General features: G+C 74.1%; 19 protein-coding genes and 1 tRNA gene. 10 read left to right on the top strand and 10 right to left on the bottom strand.

What is annotated here, in order from left to right; all coding sequences use genetic code 11:
* Nucleotides 1–134 precede the first annotated feature (134 nt).
* Nucleotides 135–329 carry a hypothetical protein gene (locus AC2TEW_RS16440; protein ID WP_484624084.1) on the top strand — a complete coding sequence of 65 codons (195 nt, stop codon included), beginning with the start codon at nt 135–137 and terminating at the stop codon, nt 327–329.
* 38 nt (nt 330–367) lie between these two features.
* On the opposite strand, the gene AC2TEW_RS16435 is transcribed toward AC2TEW_RS16440, so the two are convergent.
* The 5 genes from AC2TEW_RS16435 to AC2TEW_RS16415 form a co-directional block, all read right to left on the bottom strand.
* Entirely contained in the window at nt 368–934 is a 567-nt protein-coding gene (locus AC2TEW_RS16435) for a hypothetical protein (RefSeq protein WP_484624083.1), read from the bottom strand.
* A gap of 162 nt (nt 935–1,096) precedes the next feature.
* Nucleotides 1,097–2,155 carry a class I SAM-dependent methyltransferase gene (locus AC2TEW_RS16430; RefSeq protein WP_484624082.1) on the bottom strand — a complete coding sequence of 353 codons (1,059 nt, stop codon included), beginning with the start codon at nt 2,153–2,155 and terminating at the stop codon, nt 1,097–1,099.
* Between the two features lie 284 nt (nt 2,156–2,439).
* On the bottom strand, nt 2,440–2,850 hold the full coding sequence (locus AC2TEW_RS16425; protein WP_484624081.1) for an aggregation-promoting factor C-terminal-like domain-containing protein: 411 nt from the start codon (nt 2,848–2,850) through the stop codon (nt 2,440–2,442).
* Between the two features lie 585 nt (nt 2,851–3,435).
* The gene (locus AC2TEW_RS16420; RefSeq protein WP_484624080.1) at nt 3,436–3,627 is read right to left on the bottom strand and encodes a hypothetical protein; all 192 of its coding nucleotides are present in this window, start codon (nt 3,625–3,627) and stop codon (nt 3,436–3,438) included.
* A 426-nt stretch (nt 3,628–4,053) separates the two neighbouring features.
* The gene (locus tag AC2TEW_RS16415; RefSeq protein ID WP_484624079.1) at nt 4,054–4,947 is read right to left on the bottom strand and encodes an NADP-dependent oxidoreductase; all 894 of its coding nucleotides are present in this window, start codon (nt 4,945–4,947) and stop codon (nt 4,054–4,056) included.
* An 87-nt stretch (nt 4,948–5,034) separates the two neighbouring features.
* Here AC2TEW_RS16415 and AC2TEW_RS16410 point away from each other — a divergent pair, with 87 nt between their 5' ends.
* Nucleotides 5,035–5,610 (top strand): TetR/AcrR family transcriptional regulator, encoded by a 576-nt coding sequence (locus AC2TEW_RS16410; RefSeq protein WP_484624078.1) that lies wholly within the window; start codon nt 5,035–5,037, stop codon nt 5,608–5,610.
* A gap of 345 nt (nt 5,611–5,955) precedes the next feature.
* Here the strand turns inward: AC2TEW_RS16410 and AC2TEW_RS16405 are convergent, their stop codons facing one another.
* Together AC2TEW_RS16405 and AC2TEW_RS16400 are read right to left on the bottom strand one after the other, a co-directional pair.
* The gene (locus AC2TEW_RS16405) at nt 5,956–6,537 is read right to left on the bottom strand and encodes a suppressor of fused domain protein (protein ID WP_484624077.1); all 582 of its coding nucleotides are present in this window, start codon (nt 6,535–6,537) and stop codon (nt 5,956–5,958) included.
* A 118-nt stretch (nt 6,538–6,655) separates the two neighbouring features.
* Complete coding sequence (locus tag AC2TEW_RS16400; protein WP_484624076.1) at nt 6,656–7,648, bottom strand: GlxA family transcriptional regulator; 993 nt, start codon at nt 7,646–7,648, stop codon at nt 6,656–6,658.
* Nucleotides 7,649–7,700: 52 nt separating this feature from the next.
* Here AC2TEW_RS16400 and AC2TEW_RS16395 point away from each other — a divergent pair, with 52 nt between their 5' ends.
* Complete coding sequence (locus AC2TEW_RS16395) at nt 7,701–8,096, top strand: cupin domain-containing protein (protein WP_484624075.1); 396 nt, start codon at nt 7,701–7,703, stop codon at nt 8,094–8,096.
* Between the two features lie 141 nt (nt 8,097–8,237).
* Here AC2TEW_RS16395 and AC2TEW_RS16390 read toward each other — a convergent pair whose 3' ends face one another.
* On the bottom strand, nt 8,238–8,585 hold the full coding sequence (locus AC2TEW_RS16390; protein ID WP_484624074.1) for a hypothetical protein: 348 nt from the start codon (nt 8,583–8,585) through the stop codon (nt 8,238–8,240).
* Between the two features lie 315 nt (nt 8,586–8,900).
* Between AC2TEW_RS16390 and AC2TEW_RS16385 the strand changes: the two genes are divergently transcribed.
* The 4 genes from AC2TEW_RS16385 (at nt 8,901) to AC2TEW_RS16370 (ending at nt 14,519) form a co-directional block, all read left to right on the top strand.
* The gene (locus AC2TEW_RS16385) at nt 8,901–9,353 is read left to right on the top strand and encodes an iron chaperone (RefSeq protein ID WP_484624073.1); all 453 of its coding nucleotides are present in this window, start codon (nt 8,901–8,903) and stop codon (nt 9,351–9,353) included.
* Between the two features lie 380 nt (nt 9,354–9,733).
* Nucleotides 9,734–11,104, top strand: coding sequence for an ATP-grasp domain-containing protein (locus AC2TEW_RS16380; RefSeq protein ID WP_484624072.1), 1,371 nt, complete (start codon nt 9,734–9,736; stop codon nt 11,102–11,104).
* Nucleotides 11,101–13,161 (top strand): PEP/pyruvate-binding domain-containing protein, encoded by a 2,061-nt coding sequence (locus AC2TEW_RS16375; RefSeq protein ID WP_484624071.1) that lies wholly within the window; start codon nt 11,101–11,103, stop codon nt 13,159–13,161. Before AC2TEW_RS16380 ends, AC2TEW_RS16375 begins: the two co-directional genes overlap by 4 nt.
* Before the next feature lie 65 nt (nt 13,162–13,226).
* Complete coding sequence (locus tag AC2TEW_RS16370) at nt 13,227–14,519, top strand: MFS transporter (protein ID WP_484624070.1); 1,293 nt, start codon at nt 13,227–13,229, stop codon at nt 14,517–14,519.
* Between the two features lie 37 nt (nt 14,520–14,556).
* Here AC2TEW_RS16370 and AC2TEW_RS16365 read toward each other — a convergent pair whose 3' ends face one another.
* Nucleotides 14,557–15,612, bottom strand: coding sequence for a PAS domain-containing protein (locus AC2TEW_RS16365; RefSeq protein ID WP_484624069.1), 1,056 nt, complete (start codon nt 15,610–15,612; stop codon nt 14,557–14,559).
* Nucleotides 15,613–16,152: 540 nt separating this feature from the next.
* Here AC2TEW_RS16365 and AC2TEW_RS16360 point away from each other — a divergent pair.
* Complete coding sequence (locus AC2TEW_RS16360; protein ID WP_484624068.1) at nt 16,153–16,467, top strand: hypothetical protein; 315 nt, start codon at nt 16,153–16,155, stop codon at nt 16,465–16,467.
* Nucleotides 16,468–16,531: 64 nt separating this feature from the next.
* On the opposite strand, the gene AC2TEW_RS16355 is transcribed toward AC2TEW_RS16360, so the two are convergent.
* Nucleotides 16,532–17,467, bottom strand: a complete 936-nt coding sequence (locus AC2TEW_RS16355) for an NADP-dependent oxidoreductase (protein WP_484624067.1) — start codon at nt 17,465–17,467, stop codon at nt 16,532–16,534.
* A gap of 297 nt (nt 17,468–17,764) precedes the next feature.
* Here AC2TEW_RS16355 and AC2TEW_RS16350 point away from each other — a divergent pair.
* Both AC2TEW_RS16350 and AC2TEW_RS16345 read left to right on the top strand, forming a co-directional pair.
* Nucleotides 17,765–17,861: transfer RNA gene (locus tag AC2TEW_RS16350), tRNA-OTHER, on the top strand.
* Nucleotides 17,862–17,969: 108 nt separating this feature from the next.
* Nucleotides 17,970–18,926, top strand: a complete 957-nt coding sequence (locus AC2TEW_RS16345) for a GlxA family transcriptional regulator (protein WP_484624066.1) — start codon at nt 17,970–17,972, stop codon at nt 18,924–18,926.
* Nucleotides 18,927–19,113: the final 187 nt, after the last annotated feature.

The following is a 19,113-nucleotide window of genomic DNA, read 5'->3' as shown; positions in this document are numbered from 1 at the left end:
AGTGCCCGCAGTGCGGAGCCGGCCTGACGGGCTTTCGGGTGAAACGGCGGCACAACGCCCGGGGCACGGCGGCGACCGGACCGCGGGAGCGGCCCGAGCTGTGGTGGGAGTGCGGCGGCTGCCGGTGGCTCGGCGTGCAGGAAGCGCCGGACGACCCGCTGAGGCCGCTACGGCGACTGCCCGGAACCGAGGGCACCTGCGACTTCTGCGGCTGGGAGGACTCCGTCGCCGTCGGCGAGCCCGCGCGCCGGGCCGACGGCCTGCTGGTGCAGTGGATCGTCTGCCTGACCTGCGGATTCAGCGGCTCCCTGCGGCTGCGTGAGAGCTGACCGGCCCGTTCGGCGGGCCACGCCCCGGGGGGTCCGGCTCACAGATCCATGGCGGAGACCCAGACCACCGGATGCGCCGGATCGGTCGTGCCGTCCACCGCCAGGGACCGCGCACCGGCCGCCCCCGCGGAGCCGCTACGGTCCCCGCTGTAGACCATGGCCGGGCCGACCGGCGGGGTCAGGCCGCACGGGCCCTCGGCGGGCCGAACCGCCGCCCCCGATGCGTAGCCGCCCCAGCCACCCGTGGACACCGTCGTCGCGGCGCTCGGTGGTTCGAAATCGCCGGCCGAGAGGAACGTGGCGAGATCCGCCGGCGTGGTGGTGAACCGCAGCTTCAGGCTGAAGTCGCCCTGCAGACCGCCCGCGTCGGCGGTGAAGACGAGGCCCGTGGCGGCGGGCGGCACCGCCAGCCCGAAGTGCGCCGTCGCTTCGGCGAGGGAGAGGTTGTTGCCGCCGGTCTGCGCGCACACCCGGGAATCGGCCGCCGCCACGTGGTTGTCCGGCCCTGCGAACGCCGAGTCGAGCGCCAGCTCCCCGCCCCAGCCGAGCAGTCCGAGTGCCACGGCGGCACCCACCGCGGCCACCAGGCACCCCGGTCTCTTCATCCTTCGGCTCCCCCCGCGAGCGGCCACAGGAGCGTGATCCTAAGGGATCGAGACCGTCGCGGGAGCGCGAGCGTCACGGGCACCCGGTTTCGGCGGATGCCCGGGGGAGCGTGCTCCCGTCCGATCGGCTCCGGACGGCCGTCGGCGGCGATCACCGCCGGGTCAGCGGCGGGTGGCCCGCAGCAGCTCGATCCGCCAGCGGGCCGCGCCCTGCTCGGGCCGCTCCTTCACCCGGGCGGTGAGACCGTCGGCGAAGAGCCGGACCGTCCGCGGACCGACCGCCACCGGCCCCGCGAACAGTGACGGGCCGAACGCGGCCAGGAACGAGGCCGACACCTCGCGGGCGTACGCGTCGAGATCGCCGTCGGCGGTGTACCGCGCCCACATCGGGTCCTCCAGCACCACGAACTCCGCCTCCTCCAGCCGGAAGCGCTCGGCGAGCGGGCCGTCGCGCAGCGGGCCGAGGTACTCGGCGGCGGTCCTGTTCCAGGTCGGGACGGTCATGGCCGCCAGCCCGCCGGCCGTCAGCCCGCCGTGGCCGACCAGCTCGTCGAGCTGCTCGAGTGCCAGGTCGAACAGGCCCTCCGCGCCGCTCAGTCCGTCGTCGGTGGCGGCCCCGCCCACCACGACCAGCTGCCCGCCCGGTACCAGCTCGGCCGCCCGGTGCCCGAGGAAGTCCGCCCAGTCGGCGGCCGACTGCCCGCGCAGCGCCTCGCGGGCCGCCCCCGTCGCCCGGGGGCCGTAGACGTGCCCGTCGACCGGCAGCGGAAGCCGGGAGAGCCAGTGCACCGCGATCGAGGACCAGGCGAGATGCAGCTCACCCGGCGGGAACAGCGGCTCGTAGAAGGATCGGGCCTGCGCGCAGCCGAACACGCCCGGGCCGCCCAGATAGGAGGACGGCCCGGACAGGGTGGCGAACAGCGCACCGAAGTCGTTCCCGGGAATGTCGGTGTGGGTGACCCAGACCGGGGTTCCGGGACGGCGGGCCCGGACGGCCGCCACCGTGCGCGCCATCGGCTCCATCGCGTTGGTCCCCGCGGCGCAGCCCAGGTCCGCGACGCGGAACGCCCGCCCGTCGTCCGGCACCGGCACGGCCCGCAACGCCCGGTCCAGCATCCCGGCGGCCGCCGCCAACCCCGCGTGCTGCGCGGCGGAGTGGCTGCCGTACCCGCTCCCCATCACCCCGGACCTGGACCCGGGCCCGGACCGGCTTGCGGCCATCGACCGAACCTCCTGTGTACGGCGGGTCTGCCACGCTAGCCCGCACCAGGGGCACGGTCCGGCGGCGACACGCCCGCGAGGACGGGGACGGGGGCGGGGAGCGGCGGGTGAGGCCGGGCACGCCGAAGGACCGTCCCTGCCTGGTGAGGCGGGAACGGTCCTGGGCCGGCGAGCGCGATCACCTGGGCCCGGTGGGGCCGGTGGCGCGGAGGGCCGGGTGAGCCGTCACGACGTCGGGTGTCGTCGGGTGGCGGCGGTCACACCTGTGGGGCCACGTGGTCGGCTTAGTACCAGTGGTGGGTCTGCCAGAACGCCCACGCGGCGTTCGGGCTGCCGTAACGCTCGTTCATGTAGTTCAGACCCCACTTGATCTGGGTCGCGGGGTTGGTCTTCCAGTCGGCGCCGGCCGAGGCCATCTTGGAGCCCGGCAGGGCCTGGACCAGGCCGTACGCGCCGGAGGACGCGTTGGTGGCGGTCACGTTCCAGCTGCTCTCGTGCGAGACGATCTGGTTGAACGAGGCCAGCTGGTTGGCCGGAACGATCTGGGCGGCGATGGCCTGGACCGAGCCCGGCGAGTAGGTGGGGGTGGCGGCGGACGCCATCGCGGGGGCGACGGCGGTGCCGAGCGCGGCGATACCGGCGGCGGAGACGAGAACGGCGGCCGAGGTACGCACACGGGTGGAGAACTTACGCATAAAGGTTTTGCCTCAATCGGTTGGCTACGCTCCCGTCCGCTGCGCCTCTCGGCCGGATACCGGCCTGGGCGGGACGGGGCGTGGGGCACCTCATGGAGCGAGGGCCTGAACGGGCGCCGCAGCCTGACAGGTTGCTGCGGCGTCTGACGACTCCGCCATTGTTAGCGGGCGTCGGGACCGTCGCCAAGACCCCTTGATACGACGCCCGGTCGTAGTAAACCTCGGTTTTCGACCGGCTTCGGGGGGTCGGCTTGGACGCCTTCGCGGGGATCTAAACCTCTAAAAACGGTGCATTTCGGACAGATTTCCGAGGCTGGACGGCCCTCGATCCCGGTTCCGCCCGCAGATCGGCACCGATCGGCATGATCCGCGGCGGACGCGCCCGCGGGCCGCGCCCGGCGGTCCGGACGATCAACTATCGATGGTCGTAGACCCGGGAGGCCGTGTGAGCACCCTCACCGCCCGGGCGCCCCGGACCGGTCGGCGCGTGCGGATTCCGCTACGCACCGCAGGCGTCCGCATGCGCACGAAGCCTGTGGCGCAGCGCACTTGAGCCCGGTCGGGCCCGTTGGGGTGCCCGCGGGGTCAGGAGGCGGCCAGGGCGGCGACGACCATCACCAGCAGCAGCCCCAGGACGAACAGCCAGCGCCGCCCGCTCGACGGCCACCGCATGGCGCCGGGGTCGCGGCGGCGCCCGGCATCCGGCACCTGCTGGCTACTGTCCCAGCCGAGGCCGCCGCCGGAGTCGCCGCCGCCGCTGTAGTCGGTGTCGTTCATGATCGCGGGTCCTTCGATCGAGAGGGGCCGCCAAGCCTGCCACGCCCACCGGGCGGCGGGAGAGGCGGGGCCCGCCGGGCGGTCGGCGCCCTCCGGAGTCCGGGGTCTGCCGCCGGTGTGAGGTGGACCGGGCGCCCGCGCGGGGCGCGCAGGCCCGTGCCCGCGGTGGAGACGCCGTCCGGCGGCCGACCGCACCGCGGGGCGCAACGTCCGGGCCTCCCGCCACCTCGCCACCACCTCGCCACCACCTCGGCGAAGGCTCGAGTGGTGCCGGTGGGCGGAGCGCAATCGTCCGTCCGCAGCGGCAACCGGCCACGGGGCGGGGCCGACTCCTTGCGGCCGGCAGTCGCCGCCGGCACCGGACCGCATCGCGCCGTCCCCGGAACGCTCGGGCCGTTCGGCGCGGGACGCCGGGCGGGCCGCGGCTCAGACGATCAGGACCCGGCGCCCGCGGGTGTGGCCGGCCCGGCTGTCGGTGTGCGCCGCCGCTGCCTCGGCGAGCGGGTACGACTTCTCGACCGGGATGTGGAGCCGGCCCCGGGAGATGAGGTCGACGGCCTCGGCGAGGGCGTTCGGCACGCTCCCGGCCACGCCGGAGAACCGGACGCCCAGCTGCGGCGCCCCGAGGTCGGCGATGGAGACCACCTTGCGCGGGTCCCCGGTCAGCTCGACGAGTTCGCGGACCACGCCCGCACCCGCCAGATCGAGGGCCGCGTCGACCCGGCCCAGGCGCCGCACCCGTCCGACCCAGCCTTCGCCGTAGGTCGTGGCGAGGGCGCCCAGGCCGCGCAGGTAGTCCTGGTTCGCGGCCCCGGCCGTGCCAATCACCGTGATGCCGCGTTCGCGGGCGATCTGCAGCACCGCCGACCCGACGCCGCCGGACGCACCGCTGACCAGCAGCGTCTGCCCGGGCCGCACGCCGACCTCGCGGATGACGCGCAGCGCGGTCTCCACCACGGACGGGTACCCGGCCGCCTCCTCGAAGGTCAGTCCCGCGGGCATGCGGGCCCAGGCCGAGAGCACGGCGAATTCGGCGTAGGTGTCGGCGCCTTCGCCGAACACGCGGTCGCCGACCTCGACCCCCTCGACGCCCTCGCCGATCTCGTCGACCACCCCGGCGGCGTCCAGTCCGACCCCGGCGGGCAGCTCGACCGGGTGGGCGCCCAGCACCTGCCCCTCACGGATCCTCCAGTCGACGGGGTTGACCCCCGCCGCCCGTACGGCGATTCGTATCCGGCCGGGGCCCGCGTGGGGCTCCTCGGCCTCGACCAGGCGCAGGACCTCGGGACCGCCGAACTCGGCGAAGCTGATTTTCCTCATGCGGCCGACGGTAGCCCTAACGGTTAGGAATTCACAACAGTGAGGAGTTAGTAACGGTTAGGGATTCATAACTGATAGTGTCACGGCATGACCGAGCCACCCGGACGCCGCGAGCGCAAGAAGGCCGAGACCCGCCGGAAGATCGCCGACACCGCGCTGCGGCTCTTCCTGGAGCACGGGTACGACGCCGTGGGCATCCGCGACGTGGCCGCCGAGGCAGACGTGGCCGTCACCACCGTCTTCGCCCACTTCGCCTCGAAGGAGGCCCTGGTGTTCGAACGCGACCAGGACTTCGAGCAGCGCCTCACCCGGGCGGTGACCGACCGGCCCGCGCACGACCCGCTCGTCCCGGCGCTGCACCGCGAGGTCCGGGCGCTGGTGCGGCACTGCACGGCGGAGGACAGCGTCCCCGTCCGGCGCATGATCGAGGGATCGTCCGCCCTGCGGGAGTACGAGGAGTCGATGGGCCTGCGTCACGCGCAGGCGCTCGCGGCGGCGCTGGCCGCCGATCCCCGCCTGGCCCGGAGTGCGACGGCCTGCCGGGCGACCGCCAGGTTCGCCATCGACGCCTACGCCCTGGCCTGCCATGCGGACGATCCCGGGGCCACCGTGGACGAGGTCTTCCGGATGATCGACGCGGCCTGGGAAGCCACCGCGCCCTGAGCCGGGAACGCCCACCCGGCGCGGCCGCCGCCGGGGCCGGGTCCCACGCCCGCTCGACCGTCGCCGCCCACTTCGCCTCTGTACGGGCTGTGTCGGAACAGCCGTCGGCACCTGAACTCGCTGGCGGGTCCGGAAGAGCGACGGCTACGCCGCGGCACCGATCGGGACGGTGGACGTCCTCGGTTGGGAGTGCCGCCCGGCGGTCCGCGCCCGCGAGTGGTTCACCCCGATCCAGGACCTGGTGCACGAGGGGGACTTGCTCGAGCCGATCTGCCACCGGCTGCGGAGCCCGACCGTTTCCGGCGCAGGTCCGAGCAGGTGCCTGAGAGGCGAATGCGGGGCTGGTCAGACCACCGAAGGGCGCTTGGGATCCACGGGGTCGATCCCGTGTTCGTCGAAGAGTTGCTCAAGCGCCTCATGGCCGTGTTCGCGGCGGAATGCGATCTCGTCCGCCGTCACCGGGAGAGTCCAGAGGATGCGGGCATGGCCGGTCGGCAGAGGGCAGCGTTCGAGGTCCGGCCCATGAAGGTAGGGGAGACTGATGAGTAGGTGGTCGCACAAGGACCCGGGGATCCACGGCTCGCCGATGGGCATGCTGTGCTCCAGGTCGAGACGGTGTCCAGCGTGGTAGTAGGCGATCTTCGCGAGAAGGTCGACGAAGCTCTCGTCGCCTGCCGGAGCGGTCAGGGCGAACTCCAGGCCGTGCTCGTGCTTCTGTCCTGCGGACCAGCAGCCGGCGGTGAGGTACGTCCAGCAATTGCCACGCGGACCCGGGCTCGCCGCGATGATGCGCAGGCCGGGAACGGCCTCCCGGCGGCCAGGTCCGAGATCGTAGTCGTGAGCCTGGATCTCGTGTCCGGCGAAGAAGCTGCGGACGTGCGACTCGACGGCCGCGATGGCCTGCTTCCTGCGCTTGGCTTCGAACATGGCGGCGATGATCTCACATGGCCGGAAGGCCGATTGCAGAGAGCGGCGCAAGATGAGTGACGGGCCCGTTCTCCGGTACGCGGCTGAGAAGCCACAGGGGATGGACCGGCCCCTGCCGTCAGGTCGTCCCGGGCCCGAACCGGCGCTTGTACGCCGACGGAGTGATGCCCGTCCCGCGGCGCATGAGCGACCGCAGGTTGGCCGCCGTACCCAGCCCGCTCCGGCGTGCGACGACCTCGAAGCGTGACTCGCCCCGCTCGATCAACTGGCATGCCAGGGCGAGCCGTTCTCCCGTGAGCCAGGTCAGGGGGGTCGTCCCCAGCTGCGCCCGGAAGCGGCGGTGCAGGGTCGCCGGGCTGACCGCCGCTCGCGCCGCGAGGTCGGGGACCGTGAGCGGTGAGTCGAGCCGTTCCTGGGCCCAGGCCAGGACCGGGGCCAGGGACTCATCGGGGAGGTCGGGCATCGGGCGCTCCACGAACTGCCGCTGTCCGCCGTCGCGGTGGGCCGCGAAGACGAGTCGCCGGCTGACGGAGTTGGCGACCTCGGCGCCGTGGTCGCGGCGGACCACGTGCAGCCCGAGGTCGAGTGCGGCCGCGCTACCCGCGGCAGTGAGGATGTCGCCGTCGTCCACGAACAGCACATCCGATTCGAGGTGGACAGCGGGGAACCGGGCACGGAAGGCATCCGCCCACTGCCAGTGGGCGGTGGCCCGGCGCCCGTCGAGGACGCCGGCCTCGGCCAGGGTGAAGGCGCCGCTGCAGAAGCCGATCAGCCGCGCACCGCGGGCGTGCGCCCGTCGGATGGTGTCGAGCACGGCGGGCCGGCGGGGCACGTCGACGTCGGGGCGATTGGGGACGATCAAGGTGTCCGCGGTATCGCACGCCTCCAGACCGGCGACTCCCGTGAGCGTGAAGAACCCGTCCCGCATCGCCGTGCGGGGCTCGGGGGAGCAGAGAGTGAAGTCGTAGAGGTCGCGGCCGATCTCCGGCCTGCGGAGGCCGAAGACCTCGGTCGCGCAGCCGAGCTCGAACGGATTCGAGTTCTCGTCCACGATCACGACCACCCGGTGGACGCCCGCTGCAGGAGCCTGGTGCGAGGATTCTTGCGCCATCTGCTATTCCTAGCACTCACACAGGCCCGGCGGAACAGCCCAGGATGGGCTCATGAGCAGCCAACCCATCTCCCTCCGCCAGGCGCTGGCCTCCTTCGACGCGCTGTGGAGCCCCCGCATCGTCACGCGCGTCAACGACTACGACGTCCGGATCGCCAAGGTCCAGGGCGAACACCTCTGGCACGCCCACGACGACACCGACGAGTTCTTCCTGGTGCTCGAGGGTGAACTGCACATCGCCTTGCGCGAGCCCGAGGGGGAGCGCACGGTCCGACTGTCCCAGGGGGCGGCCTTCACCGTCCCTGCGGGGACGGAGCACAGGCCGTCCGCGCCGTCCGGCGCCGCGATCCTCATGTTCGAGCCGACCGGGACGCCGACGGTCGGCGACCGCCACGACGACATCCCCGACCACGTGGACGCGACCACCGGACACATCCTCGACGCGTGAGCGGCCGGACAGCGGCCCGGGACCGCCGGCGGGTCATCCGGGACGCGGCTGCTGTGTGTGCCAGGTGTCACCGCTCGACCATTGCATCGTGGTCCGGTCAGCGCACACTTCCGGCGGTTCGGCGATCGGATCGCGTGCAGGTCACAGTGCCATGCGTACCTCGGCCGCCGACGGGTCAGTGGCGGACCCGTAACGTAGAACGACGTGTGCCGGCCTGAGCGGGAGTGCGCGCAGCGTGGCTTCCATGACGGCGAAGAGTGCGTCGGCGTCCGGCCCGTAGGCGTAGAGGACCGCCTCGCCGCCCCCGAACTCGTGCCCGTCGAATTCGCCGACGTCGGCCCGTTCAATGATCTCGGACAGCAGGTGCTGGGTCTCGCGTACTGCCAACCGCTCACGCTCCGCGCCGAAGCCGTCCTGAGCAAACCGATATCGTGCGATGACAGCCTGCTCGGCACCGCCACCTGCTGTCTCCCCATCCGCATCAGCCATGCCGAAACGATGTCACCAAGGACTGACGGCACCGGTCGGCCACGGTGACGACCGACGGGCACGCCATGGATGCAGGCAGCGCTATGGCGTCGGGATGCCGTCCGGCGCTGTGTCAATTGCCACCTGCGGTGGGCGAAGGAGTGCGCCGCGTACCGCAGGGCGGCTCACTGGATTCCGTCCGGACCTGGAGTGCGACACGGTGTGCGCGGGACGCGGTGGCTGCCGGTGCCGGGTGGGACGGTGGTTGTCGGTGGGGCGGGATATGGTCCGCTCGCAAGGTTCCGCGCATCGAGGTCATCAACGGGGAGATCTTTCATGAGCAGCACCGGACGCAGCGCGCACGAGGGGTTCACGGCCGAGGAGCGGGCCGCGATGAAGGACCACGCCAAGGAGCTGAAGGCGGCCGCCCGCCGTGGTTCGCAGGCCGAGAAGGCGGCGGAGGCGGCGCGGGACGTGGTCGCCAAGATCGCGGAGATGCAGGACCCGGACCGGATCATGGCCGAGCGCGTGCACGCCGTCATCTCGGCCGCCGCCCCGGCCCTCGCCCCGAAGCTCTGGTACGGGATGCCCGCCTACGCGCTGGACGGCAAGGTGGTCTGCTTCTTCCAGAGCGCGGAGAAGTTCAAGTCCCGTTACGCGACGCTCGGGTTCAGCGACCAGGCGAAGCTGGACGACGGCCCGATGTGGGCGGCGGCTTTCGCCCTGACCGAGGTGACGCCCGAGGTGGAGGCGCGGATCACCGCGCTCGTGAAGCAGGCGGTGAGCTGAGGCCGCGCGCGGTGGCCGGGTCGTCCGGGCCCGCGTGCGGCGGCAGCCGTACGCGCGTCCGGTCGCCCCGGCGCGCCCCGGTCGCGGCCGGCGATTCCCGTCAGGGGGTCGCCGTGGGACCGCCCGGCGGTGCCGCGTTCCGCGACCCGGCCGTCCCCTGATCCCGCCGTCGCGCTCCGGCGGGAGGGCAGCCCTCCAGGTCGGTCGGGTGACGGTGGTGTTTCGGTCAATGACGCGGAATTTTGGCGTACGCCCAAACAGCAGAGCCCCTTGACGTGTTTCGATCACTCTTGGTTGTGATGTGGTTGCTCTTGGTCCGTTCGTGGCCGTCGGGTCTGCCCCGGCATCCGGCGGCCCCACCCTCGAACCCTGGAGTGACGTTGAACCCGATCCTGTTCGTCTATGCCAAGGGCGGCCCGCCGCTCGAGTACGCGCTGCCGAAGATCGCCGCCCGGGCGCAGGTGCACGTGCTGGCCCTCGCACCGCTGCCGCACCGCTCCGCGGAGACCTGGCGCCCGCACTGCGCCTCCGTCACCGAGCACGAGCCGCTCGACGGCGCCGAACTGGTCGACCTGATCTGCGCGCACGCCCGCCGGGTCGAAGCGAAGGCGGTCCTGACCCTGTCGGAGTACGCGGTGGTGGCCGTCGCCCACGCGGCGGGCCGGCTCGGTCTGGCCGGAGCCGGGGAACGCGTCGAAGCCGCCCGGGACAAGCGCCTGATGCGCCGGGTCTGGCAGGACGCCGGCGTCCCGGTGCCCGGCTTCGCCGAGATCAACGACAGCGCCGACATCGCCGCCGCGTTCGAACGGCTCACCCCGCCGCTGCTGCTCAAGGCCGCCTGGAGCGCCGGTTCCACGGCCCACGTCCGGGTGGACGACCGCGACCAGGCCGAACGCGCCTGGCAGCTCGGCCGCACCGTGATGGCCGACTCCGCCGAACTCGGCTACGCCGAACTGCACCGCGCCGAAGCCGGGGTGAGCGACTTCCTGCTCGAGGAGATCGTCACCGGCAGCGCCCCCGACTGGTTCCCGGAGCGGGGCTGGGGCGACTACGTCAGCGTCGAGGGGATCGTCGCCGACGGCGTGTACCACCCGCTGTGCGTCACCGGCCGGATGCCGACCGTCCCGCCGTTCACCGAACGTGCCGGGCTCGCCCCCGCCGCTCTGCCCGAGCCGCTGCAGCGCCGGGTCGAGGAGGTCTCCCGGGCCGCCGTCGACGCCCTCGGCCTGGACACCTGCGCCACCCACACCGAGATCAAGCTCGGCTCCGACGGGTCGATGTGGGTGATCGAGACCGCCGCCCGGTTCGGCGGCGTGCTGACGACCCGCCAGGCGGAGACCGTCTTCGGCCTCGACATGATCGGCATGCTGGTACGCCAACTGCTCGGCGAACCCGTCGAGTACCCGCCCGCGATGCTCACCACCGGTACGGGAGCGGCCGCCTCGCTGGCGATCCTGCCGGTCGACGCCGACGGCCGCCCGTGGACCGAACTGCCCTGCTGGGACTTCGACGCCGTCGACTGGCCCGCCCTGCTCGGGCCGGGCTCCACCGTCGAGCCGGTCCGCGAGCACAGCCTCAAGCCGGGCAGCGCGATGCCGCCCTACGAGGAGGCGGGCGGCGCCAACGCCATGGCCGCGCTGCTGTTCGTGACCGCCGACTCCGCGCAGGCGCTGCTGGCCGACTGCGAACGCATCGTCGCCGCGCTGCCGCAGGCCCTCAACGCGCCGCACACCGACGGAGCCGCCCGATGAGCACCCGCAGCAACACCACCCACCCCGCGCCGTCCACGGACCTCCGCCCGGCCGGCACCGACCCCCGCCCGGCCGCCGGACGGAAGGCGCCGCACGGCGCGGTCGTCGACGCCCGGCTGACCCTCCCGCTCTTCGAGCAGCTCTCCGGCGTGCTCGGCGGCCACCCGTACGTGAAGGTGGTGGTCGACCGGCACGAGGGCGCCTGGCACATCCTCGACAGCGCCGTCCACTCGTTCCACGTCAACTACATCGCCACCGAGATCCACGGCCTGACGCTGGCCGAACTCGACCGGGACCTGGACGGGTTCAACCACAGCGTCTACCAGGACCCGCAGCGCCGGTTCCTGCTCGGCGTGCTCTCGCTGCACGTCGACACCGGGCAGCACGAGCACCCGCAGCCGTTCCTGGTGCTGGAGACCACCGAGGCCGACACCATGGGCGTCGACCTGCTCACGGAGTTCTACACCTTCGTCCGGGACCGGCTGGACCCGGCGCTGACGCTGCGGCTGAAGCCGGCCAACCACAGCCAGCAGAACGCCCTGGCCGAAGTCCCCGAGTCCGCTCTGCCGCGCACCCGCGGCGAGGAGCTGTACGCCGCCGCTCCGTTCGTCCCGCTCTCGCTCGGCTCGGCGCACGGCCGGCTGCGGGTGTTCGCCGACCCGGCCGCGTACCGGGCCGCCCGCTCCGAGCTGACCTGGCACGACATCGTCGCGATGCCGGTCGTCCCGGACGACATCCCGCGGCTGGCCGGACTCATCAACGCCCGGCCCACCACCCCGCTGTCGCACACCAACATGCTCGCCGCCGGCTGGGGGATACCCAACGCGATCGTCCGCGACGTACTCACCCGGATCGCCGACGACGGCCTCGACGGCGCCTGGATCCGCTACCGGGTCACCGCCGAGGGCGCCACCATCGAGCGGGCCGAGCAGCCGGCCGACCTCACCGAACCCACCTGGCACACCCAGCGGATCCGGCTCGACGCCCCGCAGGTCGACGACGTCCCGATCGTGCCGCTGTCCGAACTGCGCGCGGGCGACAGCCGCCGCTACGGCACCAAGGCCGCCAACCTCGGAGAGCTCCACCACGTGCTCCGCCACGGATCCGCCCGGCTGACCGGCTACTACGCCGTACCCCGGCCCCCGCGCGCCGACCTGATGGGCCACCTCGCCGCCCGCCTCGACGCCCCGGACGGCACCTCCCCGGCCGAGGCCGCCGCCGCCTTCCTCGCCCGGCACGTCAGCGCACCCGACGGGGTCGCGCTGCCGTTCGCCTTCCAGCAGCGGTTCCTGGACTCCTCCCGGGCGGTGCAGCAGAGCATCGGCAAGCTCAAGATGGCCCTCGAACTGGGCGCGATGGACGCGGTGGACGCCGTCTGCGTCCAGCTGCAGCACCTGGTCCTGGCCACCCCGGTGCCCGAGGACCTGGTCCGCGCCCTCGACGCCCAGCTGGTCGAACACCTGGCGGGCGCCGGCCGGCTGGCCGTGCGCTCCTCCTCCAACGCCGAGGACCTGCCGGGCTTCTCCGCTGCCGGAATCTACGAGTCCCACACCAAGGTCACCGACCTGCCCGGCCTGCTCGACGCGGTCCGCGGCGTCTGGGCCTCCCTGCTGTCGCCGCGCAGCGTCCGGCTGCGCCACCAGGCGGGCATCGCGCTGGACGACACCTTCATGGGCGTCATCGTCCAGCGGTACGAACCCTCCCCGCTCGGCGGGGTGATGGTCACCTGCAACCCCACCAACCGCGCCGACTTCCGCAACGTCTACCTCAACTGCGTGCTCGGCTCCACCGCGGCCGTGGTCGACGGCACCACCCCGCCCATGCAGTACCTGTACAACACCGTGGAGGGCGGCGGACGCACCGTCTCGCTCGGCGCGGCCGAGACCGACCTCGACCCCGCGACCCGGGAACAGCTCGGCCGCCTCGCCCTGGCCGGCCGCCTGCTGCAGTCCCACTTCGCCACCGACTACACCTTCGCCGCGCCGCTCGACATCGAGTGGCTGCTGGCCCCCGGCGGCCGGCTGCACCTGCTCCAGCTCAGGCCCTACAACGCCTGACCCCGGCCGGCACCGCCGCCACCCGCGAGACCCCCGAAGCCCCGACCCCCCGAAGGCCGTACGCCGTGTCCCTGCTCACGCGCGCCCGCCGGCGCGCCCCCCTGTCCGCCTCCGACCCCGCCCCCGGCCCCGGCGCTGCGCCCGGTCCCGTGCCCGCGCCCGTCCGGCGGGTGATCCGCCTGAACAACGGCTTCCAGCTGCTGTTCAACCTGCTCTGGTGGATGCCCGTCTTCTACGAGTACCAGCGCCAGGCCGGCCTGACGGACGGCCAGATCTTCGGCATCCAGAGCATCTACTACGTGGCGTTCTGCCTGCTGGAGATCCCCACCGGCCTGATCGCCGACCGGATCGGGCAGCGCCGCTGCCTGCAGCTCGGCGCGGCCGTGATGACCGCCGCCAACCTGGTCCCGGTCGCCCGGCCCACGGCGGCGGGATTCCTGCTGCACTTCCTGGCCATCGCCGCCGCCCGCTCACTGGTCTCCGGCGCGGCCAGCGCCTACCTGTACGAGTACCTGCATGCCGAGGGCGCCGGCGACCGCTACGTCCAGGCGGAAGGCACCGCCCGCTCCCTCGGACTGTGGGCGAAGATCGCCTGCTGGCCGCTGGTCGGCCTGCTGATGCACCTCCAGCACGCCGCCCCCTACCTGCTCACGGCCGCCTGCACCCTCGGCTCGCTGGCCTGCGCCACCGCCCTCCCCGCCCTGGCGCCGGGCCGGGACGGCCGCCGGCCCGCCGCCGAACGGGTCGGACTGCTGGCCTCGGCCGGCCGGGCGCTCGCCGTGCTGCGGACCTCGCGGGCACTCGGACCGCTGATGGTCCAGGGCGTGGCGATCTTCACGCTGGCCAGGATCTGCCAGGTCAACCTCTTCCAGCCGCTGCTGCTCGCCAAGGCCGTCCCGGTCGCCGACCACGGCGCGGTGCTGTCCGTGATGACCGTCGCGGAGGCGGTCGGCTCGGCCAGGCCCGGCTGGGTGCGCTCCCGGCTCTCGGACACCGTGGCCGTCACCGTCCTGAGCCTGGTGATGGCCCTCTCGCTGGCGGCGACCAGCATGGCGGGCGCGGTGGCGACGGTCGGCTGGCTGTGCGTGTTCGCGGCGGCCACCGGACTGGCCTACCCCGTGCAGCGCAACCTGATCAACGCGGCGATCCCGCCGACGCCGTACCGCACCACCCTGCTCTCGCTCGAATCGATCATCGACCGGGGCGTGTGCGCGCTGGTCGCGCTGGCGGTCGGCGTCTACCTGTCGGCCGGACGGCTGGACGCCCTGCTGGTCCACGCCGCGATCGGCACCTGCCTGCTCCTGGCCCTGGTCGCCCTCGCGCTGCGCCTGGTGCGCCGGGACCGGCCCGTGGAGTGAAGGGCCGTCAGACGCTTCGTGGTGTCGGCGGTGCCGGTCAGCGGCCGGGGGGCGGGCCCGCGGCCGGGCGGGGCGGCCAGGCGTTGGCATCCAGGATCCCCAGCGTGTAGGCGCGGGCCACCATGGCCGGACGGGAGGGGGCGTCCAGCACCGAGCGGAGCCGGCGCAGGTGGTAGTCCAGGGCCTGCCGGGACAGGCCCAGCCCCTCCGCTATGCCGCTGTTCGGCCGGCCCCCGGCGAGCAGCAGCAGGACCCGCAGCTGGAGCGGGGTGATCCGGGGCGGCTCGGCGAACTCCGTTCCCAGCGGCGTCAGGACGGCCAGGACCCGCACCGGCGCCCCGCGGTGCCGCACCACCGCCAGGTCGGTGCGCAGCAGCCGGGTGGCGCCACCGGCGACCCGGACCCGCAGCACGTCCGCGGCCCGGGAGATCCGGCCCTGGACCAGTTCGGTCCAGCGCCGCCGCAGTACGGCCGGGACGGCGCTGCCCCTGAGGTGCGCCGTCACCGGGGTGCCCTCGAGGTCGGCGCGTCCGACGCCCAGCAGGCCCGCGGCGCCGCCGCTGGCCCGCTCCACCCGGCCGTCGAGGCCGACGGTGACCACGGCCAGCCCCGAGCGCTCCCGCAGGGCGTGCAACTCCTCGTGGACGGCGGCCTTCTCGTCCAGCGCCCGGTCCCGCTCGGTGACGTCGACATAGACCCCGCCGACGCACGGTTCGTCCCGGCCGTCCAGCGCGAACCGGTGGCCGACCGCCCGGCCCGGCCTGCCGTCCGGGTGCCGGAACGCCAGCAGGTGGCGCACCGGGCGGCGGGTGCTCAGCACCTCGCGGTCCAGCGCGCGGAAGCCCGCCGCGTCGGCCGGCGGGTCGACCTCCTCGACGGAGCGGCCGACCACGGCGGCCGGTTCCAGGCCGTAGAGGTGCGCGTAGGCGGCGTTGACCCACAGGTACCGGCCGTCGCCGTTGCGGATGAAGGCCATCGCCGGTGTGTAGGCGGCGAGTTCGGCGAACCACCGGGCCGCCTCCGGGGCGAGGGCCCGGTCCGGCGGGTCCGGTTCCGTTCCGCGGCCGGGTCCCGGCCGTCGTTCCGTGTCCATTCCGGGTCTCCCTCGCGCCGCACGGTCGGCCGTTCCCGGTCGGACCGGCCCCTGTGATGATCATGAAGGACGCCGGTGGCCGCCCGGGCCGGCCACGGTAGGGATTCGGCCGCCCGGCCCGTCCCCGGCCGTCCCACCCGCCCCTGCCGGCGCCGGCCGCCACCGCCTGACGATGCGTCAGAACCGTTCCCCTTCCGCACCTGCGGAACCCCGGACAGGTCCCCGCGGCCGAACGGCGGCGACCGCCGCTCCGCGCGCCCGATGGGCCGGACCGGGCACGATTGGCGGAAACCAGCCGCTGCCGACCGCCGGTGGTGCGAGCCGGGCCCGCACGCCGTCGGGTGCCCGCGTCGGGGCCGGGTAACCGACCGGTGCGCGGCCGGTCCGTACCGGCGGACGGCATCGGGCCCGGGCGGAGGTGTGGTCGACGGCACGCTGCGGGCAAGGTTCGCCCGGGCGGGCCCGGGTACATACGCAACCGAAGCGCACGGGGGCGCGCCGGAGTCGGCGGCCGCGCGGGGGACGGGGTCCGGAACGGCCATGGCGGTGGTGATCCTTCTGGTGCTGCTCGCCGCGGGTGCGGGCCTGATCCTCTCCGGATTCGACAGACTGCAGACGGACGTGCCCACCTGCTACGGCCGGCCGATGGTCCCGGGCGACGTCTGTGTCGCCAAGGTGACGGGACCGGTCACCGAAGGGATGCCCGTCCCTCAGGACACCACCTACCAGGAGCAGTTGGACAGCCTGACCAGCGGAGGACGGACCTCCATCGGGCTCGGCCTGGTACTGCTGGTGATCTGCATCGCGATCGGGCTCGCCATGGCGGTCGACCCGGACGGCGGGCGGCAGCGGTGAGTCGTCGACCGCCCACCGCGCTGCGCCCGGCCCGCGGATCCGCCCGCCGGCCGGGCCGGGCGCCTCACGGGATCGTGATGACGACCTTGCCGCGGATGTGGGTCCCGGCGAAGTCGGCGACGGCCCGGGCGGCGTCGGCGAACGGGTACCGCGCACCGATCTCCACCCGGAGCCGGCCGTCCGCGGCGCGCGCCGCGAGGTCGTCGAGATCGCCGGGCTCGGGGACGAAGGATCCGATGTAGATGGGGGTGACGTCGCGGTCCAGGGTCTGCGGCCCGAAGAGCGGCGAGACCAGCCGGCCGCCCGGGCGTGCGGCCCGGGCGCTGCCGACCAGCCCCTCGCCGTTGTTGACCAGGTCGACCACCAGGTCGACCCCGCCGGGCACCAGCTCCAGGGCGGTCGCCACCACGTCGGCCGTCCGGTAGTCGACGGTGTGGGCCGCACCGAGCCCCCGGACGTAGTCGGCGTCCTGACCGCCCGCCGTGGCGATCACCCGGGCGCCGAGCGCCGCCGCGAGCTGGACGGCGTACAGGCCGATCCCGCCGGTGGCCCCGATCACCAGCACCGTCTGCCCCGGGGCCAGGCCCGCCGCCCGGAGCAGGCAGACCGCCGTCATCCCCGACTCGGGCAGGGCCGCCGCCCGTTCGGCGTCCAGACCCGCGGGCCGGTGGGCGAGCCGGGGCCCGGGCGCCGCCACCGTGTACTCGGCCACCGACCCGGCCTGCCCGGTGAACGCGAGGACGCGGTCACCCGGCGCGTACCCGGTGACGCCCGGTCCCACCTCGTCGACGACCCCGGCCGCGTCCATGCCGACGACCAGGGGGTGCTGCACGGGATAGACCTCCTTCAGCGCACCCGTGATCAGCGCGAGGTCGAGGGGATTGAGCGCGGCGGCCTCGACGCGCACCACCACCTCGCCCGGCCCGGCGGCCGGTTTCGGCCGCTCGGTGACGGCGATCCGGTCGAGCGGCTGGTACCCGGCGGCGACGAGGGCTTTCACGGTGACCTCCTGTGGGCGTGCGGGGAAGCGGTCCGCCCGGCGGCGGCCCGGGGCCGTCACCCTGCGGATCGGCGGGCGGGCGCGGTGCCGGCGGAGCGACGGCCATCCGTTTCTACGCCGTCCGCCGGGCCGGGCCCGGGAGGCTGACCGTCCGTCCGCCGGACGCGACACGGACGGCGGCGCCGGACGTCCGGCGTGCCGTCCCGTCAGGCGCGGGTCAGGGCGGGGTCAGCGGTCGCGGGCAGAGTGGTGCACGTGAACGGCGCCGGGGAGTGAAGCCGGGGCCGGGCGCAGCTGGGAGAGGTGCCCGGAGTGGTTGATCGGGGACCAGGGCCTTCGGGCCCGGATCGGGTGCCTTCGGGCGCCCACGCAGGTTCGAATCCTGCCCTCTCCGCCCCTGTCAGGCCCTGCCCCGCGGTCCGGCCCTCGCCGCCCCTGCCCGTCCGGCGGCCGGGCCGCCGCCGCGCCCGGTCCGCGCGCCGGGCCGCGTACCCTCGTCCCCGTGGCAGCCTCACCCCTCCGACGCGTCGCCGTCCTCGTGCTCGAGGGCGCGAAACCGCTGGACATCGGCATTCCCGCGCAGGTGTTCACGACCCGCGCGAGCATGCCGTACGAGGTGCGGGTGTGCGGCGCGGCCCCCGGGCCGGTGGCCGGCGGCGACGGCCTGTCGTACCACGTCGCCCACGGCCTGGAGGCACTGGAGTGGGCCGACCTCGTCTTCGTACCCGGCTACCGGTTCCCGGACCGCGAGGACCCGCCGCAGGCCGTCCTCGACGCGCTGATCGCCGCCCACCGGCGCGGCGCCCGGCTCGCCGCCATCTCGACGGGCGCCTTCGCGCTCGCCGCCACCGGCCTGCTCGACGGCCGCCGCGCCACCACCCACTGGCACTACGCGCGGGCCCTCGCGGCGAAGCGCCCGCTGGTCCGGGTCGACGAGAACGTGCTGTTCGTCGACGAGGGCAGCGTGCTCACCTCCGCCGGGGCCGCCTCCGGCATCGACCTGTGCCTGCACATCCTGCGCGGCGACCTCGGCGTGGCCGCCTCGAACCACGCGGCCCGGCGCCTGGTCGCCGCCCCCTACCGCAGCGGCGGACAGGCCCAGTACGTGCCGCGCAGCGTGCCCGAACCGCTGGGCGAGCGGTTCGCCGCCACCCGGGAGTGGGCGCTGCACCGGCTCGCCGAGCCGCTCACCCTGGAGGCACTGGCACGGCACGCGGCGGTGTCGCCGCGCACGTTCTCGCGGCGCTTCGTCGAGGACACCGGGTACACGCCGATGCAGTGGGTGATGCGCGCCCGGATCGACCTCGCCCGCGAACTGCTGGAGCGCTCGGAGCGCAGCGTCGAGCAGATCGCCGCCGACGTCGGTCTCGGCACCGGCACCAACCTGCGGCTGCACTTCCAGCGCATCCTCGACACCACCCCGAGCGAGTACCGGCGCACCTTCGCCCGCGGCGAGTAGCGGCGCACCCGCGCCGGGCCCGAGTGGCGGCGCACCTCCGGCGGGCCCGAGTGGCGGCGCACCTGCGCCCGGGTGGCTGCCGTACGGGTGCCGGCCGGCGCGTGGCGAGATCCTTTCGGACCATGGCGATCACACCGCTGTCACCGGCCGTCGCCGCGGGCGACCCTGGTGGCGAACCCGAAAGGAC

Source organism: Kitasatospora sp. NEAU-CNBT7, from assembly GCF_057220535.1.
This window is presented reverse-complemented; position numbering and strand designations above follow the sequence as displayed.